The following is a 14,400-nucleotide window of genomic DNA, read 5'->3' as shown; positions in this document are numbered from 1 at the left end:
CCTAAGTTCTTGTGAAAAGTCCTATATTTCGAACTGCAAGACTGGGCGCCATATGATAGACTAAACTTATTGATTGATGAAGGGAAGATTTTTATGCGCACTGAAATTCATATTAATAGCGGGACTCAAAACGGTCCAGTGATCACCTTTCCGATAAGTGATGAAATAAAAGCAACAACTTTAATTCCTTCAGGGAAAATGATTACAGATTCTGAAAAAATGTCGTTTGTCTACTTGTTGGACGAAGAAGAAGAATATGGTCAACTTCATTTTGAACGAGCAGTATGGCCGTTGTTAGTCGATTCAATAAAACTCGATACAAACCCAGTAATAATCTTTGATGGAAATACCATTTCCTTAACTGGATTTATCGAAGAGTTGACGATGTTGATATATAATATTGAAGGAAATAATAATTACGGGGAAGCTTTTACCTCGGCAGTAGAATCAGCTTTTGAAGAAATATTGAAGCGTACTATATAAACGGGGGAGGTAATTGAAATGCCGCAGTGGAATAAATTTCTAGAACCATACAAACAAGCTGTCGATGAATTGAAGATTAAGCTTAAAGGGATTCGTTCACAATATGAGTTAGAGGATATCCATACACCTGTGGAGTTTGTAACCGGCAGAGTGAAACCACGCGCGAGTATTTATGACAAAACCCTTGAAAAAGGAATTCCATTTGAACCTTCCGACGAATTAGCGACTGAACTGCCAGATATTGCTGGCTTGCGAATCATGTGTCAATTTGTTGGCGATATTCAATCAGTTGTTGAAATTTTACGCCAGCGAAATGATCTTGAAGTTATAGAGGAACGCGATTATATTTCAAATAAAAAGGCAAGTGGCTATCGCTCATACCATGTCATTATTAATTATCCTGTTCAAACGATTCAAGGAGAGAAAACTATTTTAGCTGAAATCCAAATTCGGACATTAGCCATGAACTTTTGGGCATCTATCGAACATTCATTAAATTATAAATATGAAAGCGAGCTTCCTGATGAAATCAGCATTCGTTTAGAACGCGCTGCGGAGGCTGCCTTTCGGTTAGATGAAGAAATGTCACTTATCCGAGATGAAATTCAAGATGCACAACAATACTTTAGTACATACAAAGAAGATCCAACCAGGGGATTCGACAATCAAGATCAGAATGCGAGGCGAAAAAAATGAGATTTTGGATACAATCGAGAAATGACGAATTATCAAATCGTCTTTTACTTGAGGCGAAGGATTATTTACTTGGTTTCGGCCTTATCTTTGACGAAGACGAGCCCGATATTGTTCTATCGATTGGTGGTGATGGAACGTTGCTGCATGCTTTCCATAAATACAGTCATCGGTTAAAGAAAACCGCATTTGTCGGGATACATACCGGCCATTTGGGTTTTTATGCTGATTGGAAGCCGTCTGAAATTGAGAAGCTTGTGATTAGCATAGCTAGAAAAGAATATGACGTAATTGAATATCCACTATTGGACGTAACGATTAATTATCAAGGCGATAGAGAAAGTTTGCATTATTTAGCCCTTAACGAATCATCGGTAAAATCTCCTGATGTCACATTAGTGATGGATGTTTTATTGAACGATAAACATTTTGAACGTTTCCGGGGGGACGGGCTCTGTATGTCTACACCATCCGGCTCGACCGCCTATAGCAAATCCAACGGTGGCGCATTGGTTCACCCGTCATTACCTTCGATGCAGCTAACGGAAATGGCTTCCATTAATAACCGTGTGTTTCGTACTGTTGGTTCTCCGCTAGTATTGCCAGATCATCATAAATGTATATTGAAACCAGTAAATGGACCTGATTTCATGGTAACAGTGGATCATCTGCAATTACTACACGAAGACGTCAAGTCAATCGAATATGAAGTATCATCAGAAAGAGTTCGCTTCGCGAGGTTCCGACCATTCCCATTCTGGAAACGCGTTAGAGACTCCTTTATTGATAATAATGATTAAGGTTAATGATATGAGATTTCATCTGTCTTTTAATGTGACCGAGGATGGCATAAAGCTACGTGACTTTTTAGGTGCACAACAAATATCGAAACGTACATTAACAGCAGTCAAATATAACGGCGGCACGCTTTTAGTAAATGGCATTGAAAGAGATGTACGTCACATCCTAAATAGTTCAGACCGGATTGACGTATATTTTCCGCCTGAAGAAACAAGTGACGGGCTAGAGGCAGAAGAGGGGGACTTGGCGCTAGTATTTGAAGATGATTTTTTATTAATACTGGATAAACCCGCACATCAAAGTACAATGCCGTCCTTTAATCATCGCTCAAGAACAATCGCCAACTTTGTTGCACGTAAATTCATAAGTGAGAAAATACCTTCAACTGTACATATTGTAACGAGATTGGATCACAATACTTCAGGCTTAGTGTGTATTGCTAAAAATCGGCATATTCATCATTTGCTTGGCAATCAGGTTAGTAATGGAACTTTTAAACGAGGTTATGCTGCCATCGTTGAAGGTCACTTTTTTCCTGATTACATAATGATTAATGAAGCAATTGGTCGAAAAGATGGTAGTATAATTGAACGAATTGTTCGCAGTGATGGACAAAAGGCTTGTACAGAAGTCCATGTTACTGATAGGTTCGTGATAAACCGACAAAAACTGACAAAAATCGAATTAAAACTTCATACGGGTAGAACACACCAAATTCGGGTACATATGAAGTGGACCGGTCATCCGATACATGGGGATGACTTGTACGGTGGCAGTCAATCATTAATTTCACGGCAAGCTTTGCATTGTGAATCATTGCAATTTAAACATCCAATTACAAATAAGTCTTTGACTTTTACAGCACCCCTACCACTTGATATGAAAAGAATTCTTAGTCATAATCAGTAAAACGATCGGCGATAAACGGATGGGAAGATGGAATCGCCACGATTTCTTTTTCGGGGTAACGGATAGCTGTTAATTGACCGCCAAAAACGCAACCTGTATCGATATTCACCGTATTATGTATGAAACGCACTTCTTTAACAGGCGTATGGCCATAAACAATAAAGGAACGACCATAATATTGTTTCGCCCAGTCTTTGCGTACGGGACGACCATTTGGATGGATTTCACCTGTTGTGTCGCCATATAAAACAAAAGAACGAATTTTTTTCCTATTAGTCGATTCAAGAAGATTTTCACGAATACCTGCATGTGCGATGATGAGCTTTTTATTTTCCAGGGCTTGATATAAAGGTAAAGACTCATAAAATTCGACATAACGCTTTAGAAAAAAATGCCGCTGATTAGATGGAAGCTTCTTAAGCTCAGCTACAGTCGTTTCGATTCCGTGCTGAAGTTGAATTGGATTACCTTTTGCATAACGATAGAACTTGTTGCAATGATTTCCTGGGGAATAGATAAGCTTTCTGGCATCCTGAAGTCGAAACATAAAATTTAATGTCTTTACTGAGTCTGGTCCACGGTCCATGGCATCACCGACAAAGGCTAACTGACGGCCTTCTGGATGAAGAGGAATATCATTTTCATTTTCCATTGTATAACCGAGCTTGTGGATTAAATGAGAAAGCTCATCGAAGCAACCATGTATATCACCAATAATATCGTAACTATTCATATTTATTCATCCCTTTTTAACTTTAATATACCCAGAAATCCCGCGATTATGGAAAGGAAGGTGCGGCAATGGTTGGAAAAATCGACAACGAAGAAGAAATTATTTATGATGAAGAACAACTAATTGAAGCGCTAGAAAACAAAGATATTGAGTCATTTCGTTCTGGTTTCTTAGTGCTTCATCCTTATGATCGAGCAACTTTTTATAAAAAGGTGGATTCGGAATTAAGGAAAATAATTTATTATTATCTATCGCCAAAAGAGCTTGCAGAAATTTTTGAGTTAAGTGAAATTGATGATGAAGATTATAAAAAGTTCCTTTCAGAGATGGACACGACGTATGCCGCAGACATGTTTTCTCATATGTTTGTGGATAACGCGGTAGATGTCTTAAATGAACTTGATAAAGCGCAAGTCGTCAGTTACTTAACTTTGATGAACCAAGAGGCAGCGAACGAAATCAAGGCTCTTTTACATTACGAAGAATATACAGCTGGTTCAATAATGACGACAGAATACGTGGTGATTCCGCAAAATTCGACTGTGCGATCTGCAATGACAATTTTACGTAATGCAGCGCCCGATGCGGAAACAATCTATTATATATTTGTTGTGGACGAAAGTGAAAAATTGACAGGTGTTGTTTCACTTCGTGATTTAATCATCGCCCATGAGGATACTTTCATACATACAATTATGAATGATCGAGTCGTCAGTGTACTTGTTAGCGAAGATCAAGAAGATGTTGCGCGCATGATTAAGGATTATAATTTTCTTGCGGTACCTGTCGTTGACTTTCAACAACATTTGCTCGGTATTATTACGGTAGATGATATTCTAGACGTGCTCGAAGAAGAAGCATCTGATGACTATTCCAAACTTGCAGCTGTTTCGGATATGAGTACATTTGATAAAAATTCATTATCAGCAGCAAAAAAGAGACTTCCATGGCTTCTTATATTATTAGTTTTGGGCATGTTAACAGCGAATTTAATCGGTGCATTTGAAGCAACAATTGAAAAAGTTGCCCTTTTGGCAGCGTTCATCCCATTGATTGCTGGAACCGCGGGTAATAGTGGTACACAAGCACTTGCGGTAGCGGTCCGCGGAATTGCAACGCGCGATATCGAAGACGAAAGCAAGTTTAAATTATTGCTAAGAGAAGCGGGTACTGGACTGATGACGGGATTCGTATGCGCCATTTTTGTTGTCGGGCTAGTTTATATTTGGAAGCAGGAATTCCTGTTAGGACTGCTTGTCGGCGCGGCTATTTTCGTATCAATATTCGTTGCAACAATTTCAGGTTCATTCATTCCGTTATTCATGCACAAAATGAAAGTAGATCCGGCTGTAGCATCAGGTCCTTTTATCACAACATTGAATGATCTATTGAGTACACTTATTTATCTTGGATTGGCAACAGCATTTATTGCTGATTTATAAGTTATTTTCGTCGATGAACATCAAAAATAATCATCGCATATACTAAGTTCAAAAAGGATGTGCGCATTATTTATAAAAATGAACCGTTATTATTCGTTCACGGGCCACCCATTTATTTTCGGGTTGCCACCACGGAGGAGGAAAGCACATCAGTATTTGTGCTGAATGAGGAAGAAATTGAAGATTTTATCGAGGACGCAGAGGAAGTCCAGGAGACAGCTCATAAGAATTCAGAAGTCTTTAACAAGATCATTAGCCTTGGACGCCCATTCCAACGGCAAATTTACAAACCGCTACAATTTGTACTTGAAAATGAAGTACTAAAAGGTGCTATCAATAAAGTCGAAGGCGAAACACTTTTTATTGAACTGGTAGACGAGGAAGATTTAATTGTTGCGATAGAAATTAATGCAATCAACGAAGTATTGTGGCGCGGGAAACCGTTTCAAGAACAATAATAAAAGACCGTTCGGAAAATTATCCGTTCGGTCTTTTTTTGTGCATAAATCAAACGACTGCCCGATTGAGTTTACCAATCGGGCAGTCTGAGCATTGCAGGTTTACCTATTAATCTCTGTCACAGTCGATGAATACATCTTTAACACATTGGACACCGCAGAAACATTTTAAATCAACTGTAATACAAGAATCAGTTTCTCTAAAGTTTTCAACATCACATAATCTGTCAAAGTCAATTTTTCCGTGTTTCAAGATATCGACGCGACGGCCGTCATCATCAAGAGGTTCTAATACTTGTAGTGTTGCACAGCAGTTGTCAAAGACATTCTGTACTCGGAAAAATACCGAGAAACAGTTATTGCAATCAGATCCAACACTCTCTTTTGCGCCGGATTGATGTCCATGATTACCTTTTCTACGTCTTTTTGAGCGTTTAAACATCGCCTTGAATGGATCCCCATCATCCGTTAACAGCATGAATACACGTGTGTTAATTCTTCCACGTGTTGGGCTAACAAGTCCTCCAAGCGGTGCTACGAAGCAATCTGTTACGCAATCATCACAATCATTATCGTCCTGAATTCCTTGAATTCTTTTGATTGCCCGAACTACTTCACAAATACAGTTATCTTGGCATTGGATTCCTTTAACATTATCTTCTCTTCCACATCCCATTAATTCCACCTCCTTTTATCAGTTCTATATACTTTATGCGAATCGGATTGAAACGACAGGGCACACCGACTATTTTTGAATAAAATGAATCGATTTTTGGCATGCTATTAGTAGAGGAGGCGAAGTCATATCCGTAAATTAATTAATTCCTTGCTACTATTACTAGTTCTAGCAGGCTGTGTCCAAATAGAAAAAGGTGTCCATATTCAAAATGACACGAATGAAGATGTTGAAAAAGCAGAAAAAGTATTTGAAGATGATGATCGATTAATAAGTGCTATCGCTATTTTTCATGATAAGGAGATTCTATCTGGTGTTACGGTGAAAACATTTTCAAGATTCCACAAAACTAAAATCGAAAAAGAGTTAACCAAAAAACTAGGGAAACTTTATGAGGACTTTGAAGTTACGGTCTCAGCAGATAGTAAAATCATTCAAGAAACAAAGAAACTCATGGATTCAGCAGATAACGATAAGTTGCCTAAAAAAATCGAGGAATTGAAAAGTTTGTTGGAGGAGGAAACATAATGGATGAAAAAAAATATGCCGAATTAGAAAGTAAAATATCTCCGAAACCTCCGTTGGCACGTAACTTATTTACTGCATTTATTACAGGTGGAACAATATGTTTAATCGGACAAGCCATTTCCTTATTTTATATGACGTTTTTTGATTTCACAGAACGAACAGCAAGTAACCCGACAGTTGCGACGTTAATCTTTTTAGCCATGCTGCTAACCGGGTTTGGACAGTATCGAAAAATTGCTCAATTCGGAGGCGCAGGGTCTGCAGTTCCGATTACCGGATTTGGGAATGCTGTCATTTCGGCTGCCATTGAACATAGAAGTGAAGGTTATGTTCTGGGTGTCGGCGGAAATATGTTCAAGCTTGCAGGCTCAGTTATATTATTTGGCGTCGCTTCTGCATTTATTGTGGCACTCATTAAAACAATTTTAGTAAAGTTTGGTGTCGTCTCATGGTAGTAAAAGGCCTTTTAAAGTTTAGAACAAATCCGACGATTGCTGCCACAGGTGTAGTCGTTGGCCCCCTAGAGAAAAAAAGTCCTTTTGCTTCAATGTTTGATAAAGTATTAGACGATGAACGAAGCGAACAGCTGACAAATGAAAAAGGAAATGCAAAGTTAGTAGAAGATGCTTGCATGATTGCATTGCGTAAAGCAGGTTTTGTGCCAGATGATGCAGACTTTCTATTAATTGGAGATTTGATAAATCAGATGACCCCTTCGAATTTTTGTGCATCTGAGCTTCAAATACCTTATGTAGGGATGTTTTCCGCATGTGCGACTTCTATATCATCGCTTTTGACAGCTGCATTATTAACGGAATCGGGAATGTCCACTTGTTCCATTGCAGGAGCGAGCAGTCAGCATAATGCTGTGGAGCGGCAATTTCGATATCCTGTTGAATACGGTGCACAAAAGCCAGCAACAGCGCAGTGGACAGTGACCGCAGCAGGGGTTGCAGCAGTTACTCCGAATCAGGTTGGTTTTCCTGCAATCGTAAGCGGGACGATTGGCCGTGTAATTGATCTTGGTATGACGGATCCACTAAATATGGGAGCCGCAATGGCGCCCGCTGCGGCAGATACGTTAGAACGCCATTTAAATGGGCATGGAAGAAAAGCGAAGCACTACGATGCCATTATTACAGGTGACTTAGGAAAGATTGGATTTGAAATTTATCAAAAGTTAATTGCTAAAAAGAAGATAGAAACGACGAATAATTTACGTGACGCAGGAGCGGAGTTTTACGGTGGTGATTCGGATTTTCAAGCCGGTGCGAGTGGGACGGGATGTTCGGCGGCGATTTATTTTTCGGATGTCTATGAAAAAATGATGCAAGGAAATTATAAGCGTGTATTGTTAATTGCCACAGGTTCATTACTATCCCCATTATCGTTTCAACAAGGAGATACAATTCCATGCATCGCGCATGCGGTTGAATTAGAAATGAAATGAGTGAATGATATGTTGTCTATATTTATTACCGCATTTGTAGTCGGGGGTCTTATTTGTGTCATTGGTCAATTATTATTTGATGTAGCAAAATTAACGCCCGCGCATACACTTTGCATATTGGTCGTAATAGGTTCCGTTCTTGACGGAGTAGGATTATATGAACCTTTGATCGATTTTGCAGGTGCCGGAGCCACAATTCCGATTACATCATTTGGAAATGCACTAACTCACGGAGCAATGGCGGAAGCAGAAAAGCATGGATTTGTCGGTGTCCTGACGGGAATGTTCGAGGTGACAAGTTCGGGAATTAGTGCCGCAATTTTATTTGGCTTCATTGCAGCGGTTTTTTTCAGGCCAAAAGGAAAGGTTTAACCTGCTGGTATGCATGGTTAAAGATATCTTAGTAAGATTCATCTAATTTAATATCTTGTGCACTTGCCCCGTACCCCTCTTTTTTTCTGCATACACTATGTAGAAGGGAAGGAGGGGTTTTTATGTTTGGATGCAATCCTTACGGAGGCGGCTACGGTGTAGGCGGCTATGGCGGGGAATGTGGACGCGGAAGAGGATCATATGGCGGTTCAACATTCGTTCTCATCGTCGTTCTCTTCATTCTACTCATCATTGTCGGCAGTAGCTTTGTATAAGAAAGGGGAATAGCGGATGAATGATTCATTTTTCCGGAAAATCGAATCAAAGACAGGGGTTCCGATGGAAGAAGTATTTGCACTTGCAAATGCGATCCAGTATGCGGATTTCAGCGACGAGCGTCAAGTAAGAAAAATTATTCGAAACGTCGGTAAGCTCGCGAATAAACAAGTGTCACCGCATATGGAAGATGAACTTGTCAAATCCATTGTGAATGACGGAAAAGCAGTCAATTTTTCAGATATCGAGAAAATGCTCGGTAGATAACCGCAATCACGAAAAAAATAGCTGAAAATCATCTGCTACGAGAGAGACGATGAATCAGCTATTTTTTATTTTTTTAATGTTTTTTCCATTGTGCGATGCGGAATATCTGCATCCATAAATTCCGGCGAAGTAATTACATAACCTATTTTCTCATAAAAGGGAATGGCATAGGATTGGGCGTTTAATACAATCTTTTCGAATTCCTTAGAAGCAGCATGATCCTCAAGAGCTTGCATAATAAGTTTTCCAAGATGTTTTCCGCGGAACTCGGGAAGAATACATACGCGTTCTACTTTTCCGATACCAGAATCGCTTTCTCTGATTCTTCCTGCTCCAATTGGTGTATTTTCTGTATAGACGACAAAATGATCTGCCGTTTTATCAAGTTCGTCAAGCTCAAGGCTTAGTGGAACCCCTTGTTCTTCGACAAACACTTTTCGTCTGACAGAAAACGCATCCTCTTTTTCTTGCGTAGTGGTGACGATTTTAACATCAAACAAATTTAATTAGCTCCTTCAAGACGGAAAGTTTCAAAGACATTCCATGATCCATTTTCTAGTTGATATAATAGGTGGATCCGGTCTATTGTTTCAGTATGATTAACACCGACCATTTTCAATTGACCGATAATATCATCGTGTTCACCTGACGTTAGTTTTTGCGCAATTGTAATATGCGGAATAAACGCGTAAGCAGGTTCGTCGCCAAAGAAGTTATAATTCAAGTCTTTGTGTAAATTCATCAATTCTTCATTCGTTTCAGCTTTAAAATAGATTGCATTTGTAATCGGAGCAAAAGTGCTTACTTTTGAAACGGTTAGCTCAAATGGTCCATGTTTATCGGTTACTTTTTTAATTTCTTTCGCGACTTCTTCAATCTCTTTGTCGTTTGCATCAAATACGCCTTTAATTGTCATGTGCGGAGTAATTTGCGCATAATGTGGGTCATATCGTTTTCGATACCCGTTTGCTAAATCTTGGAGTTCTTTCGATGGAAAAGCTACAATGCCATATTTCATTATGAAAACCTCCTAATTGAATTGTTGTAGATCGAAGCGCTAACAGTAATTATAACAGATGTATCCGTTATCTGTCATATTTCTATTATTACTGACCATACACCATTAAGATTGCTCGACGTACATCGGGTTGCCAGTATTTCCAAGTGTGGTCTCCTTTGAATTCTTCATAGAAGTACGAAAACCCTTTTGATTCGACTAATTTGTTTAATTCGCGATTCGGTTTTAAAAAGTCTTGAATGCCGTCTTTTTGCGTATTTACTTCCGTTTCTTCTTCTCCAATCACGTGATATATCGAAAATGCCGCTGTGTTTTCGACAGCATTTACCTTCTCGAGGACATAATCATTCACATAAGGAGAGTGCAAGATTACTTTTCCAAAAGTATTTGGATATTTAGAAGCCGTTAATAGGGATATTGTTGCTGCAAGTGAATCTCCGATTAAACCTCTACCAGCCCCAACTTGATAGGTAGGGTAGTTATCGTCGATGTAAGGAACGAGTTCGTGCGCTAAAAAACGTATATAGGCTTCATGTTTATCACCGTCGGGATGATACATGCGCCTTCTTTCACTCACGCTCTTATAAGGAATACCAAAGAAGATTATATCTTCAATTTCTCCTGATTCAATAAATTCATCAATCACTCTTCCGACACGACCATATTGTATGTAATCTTTTCCATCTGATGCAATTAGGACTCCATATTTATAAAGTGGGGTATAATTATGAGGTAAATGGACAAGTACCTGCATTTCTTCGCCAAGCGCTTTACTCTGAATTGTAAATTCTTCAATTTTACCTTGCTTCATTTGATTTTAGCCTCCTAGATTCATCTATGTTGAAATTGTAACATATTCACTTTCATTCGGTATAATGGAAGTAGTTCAAATTGATAGTTAGAAAAAAGGGGATGTATTTAATGGTGAAAAAAAGAAAAGTAGTCCATTCACAAGTTGTAAGTGATGCAACGTTAGCTGCATTGGCACGCCGCAGAGTAGAGATTCAAGATATTGCAGATATTGTTTATGAAATGCAATTGCCTTATAATCCGGATTTAGATATGGCTTACTGCATTGAATCTGTTGAAAGTGTGCTTGAAAAACGCGAACTGCAACATGCTATCTTAGTGGGAATTGAACTTGATGAGTTGGCTGAACAAGGAAAACTATCATCTCCGCTTCAAGAAATCGTTGTATCCGATGAAGGCTTGTTCGGTGTTGATGAAACGATTGCATTGGGAGCCGTTTTTACATACGGTTCGATTGCAGTCACAACGTTTGGTCATCTGGATAAAAACAAAATCGGAATCATAAATGAACTCGATACAAAAAAAGGACGCGGAGTCCATACATTCCTTGATGATCTCGTTGCAAGTATAGCCGCCTCAGCTGCGTCTAGAATCGCCCATAAAACAAGAGACATACAAGAAGCAAATAATATAATTGATAAGGATTTACCTAAAACGTAGAACGAAAATATATAAAGATTTATGGAGTACTTGAATGAATCCTATTCAAGTACTTTTTTTGTCTAGGATACCGTCGATTTCCATTCTGGCCTTCGGCTTTAGGGAAGCAATATTTTGAAGGCATTAGGTTAATAATATATAAATAAAAAAAGAATTTAAAAAAGATTTGTTTTATATGTTTAACTATTATTATACAGGGTATACATTAAGTACAAGGCTAAACAACAGCGAAGGGAAGCTAGTAGACGAGTAACCTACAGTGGACTTTGATCTGGAGATTTGCACAGCCTTGGCGGAAAATTTGCTTTACTGGCGAAAGTTATCTCGTCGGGAACCATGTAATTAGGTTTCAACCAATTCGTTCAATACGCAACAATCAATCTGTATGAACGAATAGAACGTGTACCAATTAGCAGTTTAGCGGTAAGCAGTAAGTTTTTTGTTTGAAGTGCAACTTGAAAGCGGACTGTGGAAGGTGCGAGTCACAAAAAGTAACATGTGAACCCCTTGCCAGAAGAGGCTTAAGAAGACAGTCACGCGAGTCAAACTGCACTGACGGGGTATTCAATTAGTCGTCAGAAAGAACAGTTTGTGAATGTGAAAGTGAAATGAAGAACGACAAATTTTCCGCGTAACACCCCCGGAATTATGGGGCAGGGAAAAAGCATGATCCGAAATACTGGATCATGCTTTTTTCATGTTTGTTTATCCGGATTTTAATATAATTTCAATTTTCCGTAGAAAAAACAAACCTAATTCTAACCATAGCCAACAATAGAGAAGGGAAAATCCAAAGATCATAACTAAAATTAAACCATTAAAACTTGATGTGACAGCAGGTCCGAAAACAGGGAAACCGAGTACATACAATGGTATACATATTCCAGTAAATAGTAAAAGGCCATTCACCAGGATAATTTCTAAACGTCGATGCAAAATTCGACACGTCCATCCAAGTCCAACCCCCAGTAATCCGGTTGTAAATGGAAAGATAAATAGTTCACTGGGCTCCATTAATAATAATAGTAAAATCGTTAGGATATAAGTTAAAATCCCTGTACGAATTGAAACGAGCGTACTTACTAATATCGGCAAAGTTGTAAAAGGGCTAAGGAACATACCAATACCTGGCATCAATCCTCCTGCTGCTTGTAAGATTGCCGCAAGCGATGCCATCAATGCGCCGAATAACGTTTGTCTTAAAGGTGACCAACGCAGAAAGATTTGATGAATATCGTTTGGTGATGATGAAATTGATCTTATGAAATACATAAAAATCCTCCTTACGATAAATTATTTTAGGTGTCTGAAAGCCCGACTATTGAATAGATTGATATGTAAACGATGGAGAGGGGATAACTGTATGGCTGAAACAGAATTCTGGGACCACACTCAAATGGAAGGAAATAATAAACCGCAAAGAATGCTTAATCCAGTAGATATACTAGTTCCTACAGGATATGAAATCGATGTATTTGCAGATGGGTTAACTACACCTATAAACTTAACTTTTACAAGCAATGGGGAAATGCTCGTTGCTGATTCGGGTATTACAGATGGGAATGGTAAGGTGTTAAAGCTAACGAGGGATGGGTTTACGCTTGTTGCGGATGGATTTAATCCGCCCTTAACAGGGATTACAGAGCATGAAGGAAATATATATGTCGCACATCGGCGCTATGTAACAATTATTGAAGCGGATGGTACGAAGAAAGACATCATTGAGGGATTACCGAGTAATGGCGATCATCATAATAATCGTGTCGTGTTTGGTCCGGACGGCAAGATGTATTTTGGCCAAGGTACCGCGACGAATAGCGGAGTTGTAGGAACAGATAATGATTGGGCGAAGGAGTATCCGTTTTTTCATGATTATCCCGGTTCAACAGTGAAGTTTCGTGGACAGAATTTTGAATCACCAGGATTTTTAAAGGATTTTCCAAGCCGAAAAGTTACGACGGGCGGATATGTGCCCTTTGGCGTTCCTAGCTATGAGGGGAAAACGGTCGACGGAGTTACCCGAGCAAGCGGTAGCATTTTACGAGCTAATCCAGATGGTTCGGATTTGGAGTTAGTGGCATGGGGACTGCGAAATCCATTTAGGCTACGATTCGACAGTTATAATCGATTATTTGCCGCCAATCATGGGATTGATGTCCGTGGAAGTCGGCCAATCGCGAACTCGCCTGACGAATTTCAGTGGATTCAATCAGGCATGTGGTATGGATTTCCTGACTTTACAGGGGGATTACCGGTCACGATGCCGCAGTTTAAACCGGAAGGAAAACCTCAGCCTGAATTCTTATTAGAAGAACATCCTATGAAGCCACCTCGACCAATCGCTATTTTTCCAGCGCATTCTGCAACGATGGGGTTTAGTTTTAATGTGGATCCCTTATTTGCTCCAATCGGAGATGCATTTATAGCGGAGTTCGGTTCTAATGATCCAACGACAACAGGTGGCAAACCTCTTCCACATGTTGGTCATCGCATTTCCAGAATCGATATGCAGACAGGGAAAGTCCATGTTTTTGCAATAAATCGAACAGGTATGGCTGCATCTGCAACAAATAGTGGCGGTTTTGAACGCCCGATTGACGCCGTATTCGATTCAGGCGGTGTTTTGTATGTACTCGATTTTGGACTGTTCGCTGGTGCAGGCGCAGTCCCTGGAACGGGTGTTATTTGGAGGATTAGGAAGACTGATTGAATAATGAAAAAGCATGATCCATGGAGGAACATGCTTTTTCTTTTTATGTTAGTTTAGCGTGGAAACAAAAATACAACTATTGTGCGTTCATTCAGGTCTTGTGTTTTTTAGTGT

The 14,400-nt window shown here is 39.3% G+C and carries 20 protein-coding genes; 14 read left to right on the top strand and 6 right to left on the bottom strand.

All coding sequences use genetic code 11. The features are described 5' to 3' along the window. Positions 1–93: 93 nt before the first annotated feature. From J4G36_RS08540 to J4G36_RS08525, 4 genes are read left to right on the top strand one after another with little or no spacing between them, the layout of a single operon-like run. Positions 94–483, top strand: coding sequence for a UPF0738 family protein (locus J4G36_RS08540; protein WP_210469595.1), 390 nt, complete (start codon positions 94–96; stop codon positions 481–483). A gap of 18 nt (positions 484–501) precedes the next feature. Then, a complete protein-coding gene (gene yjbM, locus J4G36_RS08535; protein ID WP_246880446.1) occupies positions 502–1,179 on the top strand; it encodes a GTP diphosphokinase in 678 nt (225 codons plus the stop codon). Next, the gene (locus J4G36_RS08530) at positions 1,176–1,976 is read left to right on the top strand and encodes an NAD kinase (protein ID WP_210469594.1); all 801 of its coding nucleotides are present in this window, start codon (positions 1,176–1,178) and stop codon (positions 1,974–1,976) included. The genes yjbM and J4G36_RS08530 overlap by 4 nt, the downstream gene beginning before the upstream one ends. Further along, complete coding sequence (locus tag J4G36_RS08525; RefSeq protein WP_210469593.1) at positions 1,969–2,886, top strand: RluA family pseudouridine synthase; 918 nt, start codon at positions 1,969–1,971, stop codon at positions 2,884–2,886. Before J4G36_RS08530 ends, J4G36_RS08525 begins: the two co-directional genes overlap by 8 nt. On the opposite strand, the gene prpE is transcribed toward J4G36_RS08525, so the two are convergent. After that, positions 2,870–3,619 (bottom strand): bis(5'-nucleosyl)-tetraphosphatase PrpE, encoded by a 750-nt coding sequence (gene prpE / locus J4G36_RS08520; RefSeq protein ID WP_210469592.1) that lies wholly within the window; start codon positions 3,617–3,619, stop codon positions 2,870–2,872. The two genes, J4G36_RS08525 and prpE, sit on opposite strands and share 17 nt — an antisense overlap. A gap of 68 nt (positions 3,620–3,687) precedes the next feature. Between prpE and mgtE the strand changes: the two genes are divergently transcribed. Next, positions 3,688–5,061 (top strand): magnesium transporter, encoded by a 1,374-nt coding sequence (gene mgtE, locus J4G36_RS08515; RefSeq protein WP_210469591.1) that lies wholly within the window; start codon positions 3,688–3,690, stop codon positions 5,059–5,061. 59 nt (positions 5,062–5,120) lie between these two features. Next, complete coding sequence (locus tag J4G36_RS08510; RefSeq protein ID WP_210469590.1) at positions 5,121–5,519, top strand: hypothetical protein; 399 nt, start codon at positions 5,121–5,123, stop codon at positions 5,517–5,519. Between the two features lie 109 nt (positions 5,520–5,628). Here the strand turns inward: J4G36_RS08510 and J4G36_RS08505 are convergent, their stop codons facing one another. Further along, positions 5,629–6,195, bottom strand: coding sequence for a CotY/CotZ family spore coat protein (locus J4G36_RS08505; protein WP_210469589.1), 567 nt, complete (start codon positions 6,193–6,195; stop codon positions 5,629–5,631). A 150-nt stretch (positions 6,196–6,345) separates the two neighbouring features. Between J4G36_RS08505 and J4G36_RS08500 the strand changes: the two genes are divergently transcribed. From J4G36_RS08500 to J4G36_RS08475, 6 genes are all read left to right on the top strand, one after another. Beyond that, the gene (locus tag J4G36_RS08500; RefSeq protein WP_210469588.1) at positions 6,346–6,723 is read left to right on the top strand and encodes a hypothetical protein; all 378 of its coding nucleotides are present in this window, start codon (positions 6,346–6,348) and stop codon (positions 6,721–6,723) included. Beyond that, positions 6,723–7,178, top strand: coding sequence for a stage V sporulation protein AC (spoVAC, locus tag J4G36_RS08495; RefSeq protein ID WP_210469587.1), 456 nt, complete (start codon positions 6,723–6,725; stop codon positions 7,176–7,178). The genes J4G36_RS08500 and spoVAC overlap by 1 nt, the downstream gene beginning before the upstream one ends. After that, positions 7,172–8,173, top strand: coding sequence for a beta-ketoacyl-[acyl-carrier-protein] synthase family protein (locus tag J4G36_RS08490; RefSeq protein WP_210469586.1), 1,002 nt, complete (start codon positions 7,172–7,174; stop codon positions 8,171–8,173). The genes spoVAC and J4G36_RS08490 overlap by 7 nt, the downstream gene beginning before the upstream one ends. A 9-nt stretch (positions 8,174–8,182) precedes the next feature. Next, a complete protein-coding gene (spoVAE, locus tag J4G36_RS08485; protein ID WP_210469585.1) occupies positions 8,183–8,545 on the top strand; it encodes a stage V sporulation protein AE in 363 nt (120 codons plus the stop codon). 122 nt (positions 8,546–8,667) lie between these two features. After that, the gene (locus J4G36_RS08480; protein WP_210469584.1) at positions 8,668–8,820 is read left to right on the top strand and encodes a YjcZ family sporulation protein; all 153 of its coding nucleotides are present in this window, start codon (positions 8,668–8,670) and stop codon (positions 8,818–8,820) included. A 16-nt stretch (positions 8,821–8,836) separates the two neighbouring features. Beyond that, positions 8,837–9,088, top strand: a complete 252-nt coding sequence (locus J4G36_RS08475; protein WP_210469583.1) for a stage VI sporulation protein F — start codon at positions 8,837–8,839, stop codon at positions 9,086–9,088. 65 nt (positions 9,089–9,153) lie between these two features. On the opposite strand, the gene J4G36_RS08470 is transcribed toward J4G36_RS08475, so the two are convergent. The 3 genes from J4G36_RS08470 to J4G36_RS08460 all read right to left on the bottom strand — a co-directional run bounded on the left by J4G36_RS08470 (position 9,154) and on the right by J4G36_RS08460 (position 10,917). After that, positions 9,154–9,588 (bottom strand): GNAT family N-acetyltransferase, encoded by a 435-nt coding sequence (locus J4G36_RS08470; protein WP_210469582.1) that lies wholly within the window; start codon positions 9,586–9,588, stop codon positions 9,154–9,156. Positions 9,589–9,590: 2 nt separating this feature from the next. After that, a complete protein-coding gene (locus J4G36_RS08465) occupies positions 9,591–10,106 on the bottom strand; it encodes a YjcG family protein (RefSeq protein WP_210469581.1) in 516 nt (171 codons plus the stop codon). Positions 10,107–10,194: 88 nt separating this feature from the next. Next, the gene (locus J4G36_RS08460) at positions 10,195–10,917 is read right to left on the bottom strand and encodes an alpha/beta hydrolase (protein ID WP_210469580.1); all 723 of its coding nucleotides are present in this window, start codon (positions 10,915–10,917) and stop codon (positions 10,195–10,197) included. A 110-nt stretch (positions 10,918–11,027) separates the two neighbouring features. Here J4G36_RS08460 and J4G36_RS08455 point away from each other — a divergent pair, with 110 nt between their 5' ends. Then, entirely contained in the window at positions 11,028–11,576 is a 549-nt protein-coding gene (locus J4G36_RS08455; RefSeq protein ID WP_210469579.1) for a phosphatidylglycerophosphatase A family protein, read from the top strand. Positions 11,577–12,281: 705 nt separating this feature from the next. On the opposite strand, the gene J4G36_RS08450 is transcribed toward J4G36_RS08455, so the two are convergent. Then, positions 12,282–12,848: a hypothetical protein gene (locus J4G36_RS08450; protein WP_210469578.1), complete on the bottom strand. Its 567-nt coding sequence runs from the start codon at positions 12,846–12,848 to the stop codon at positions 12,282–12,284. A gap of 91 nt (positions 12,849–12,939) precedes the next feature. On the opposite strand from J4G36_RS08450, the gene J4G36_RS08445 reads away from it, so the two are divergent. Beyond that, positions 12,940–14,286 carry a PQQ-dependent sugar dehydrogenase gene (locus J4G36_RS08445; protein ID WP_246880445.1) on the top strand — a complete coding sequence of 449 codons (1,347 nt, stop codon included), beginning with the start codon at positions 12,940–12,942 and terminating at the stop codon, positions 14,284–14,286. Positions 14,287–14,400 lie beyond the last annotated feature (114 nt).

Origin of the sequence: Sporosarcina sp. 6E9 (assembly GCF_017921835.1) — a bacterium.
Classification (GTDB): Bacteria; Bacillota; Bacilli; order Bacillales_A; family Planococcaceae; genus Sporosarcina.
Note: the sequence above shows the minus strand (reverse complement) of the source record. Positions and strands in the feature narration are given on the sequence as shown.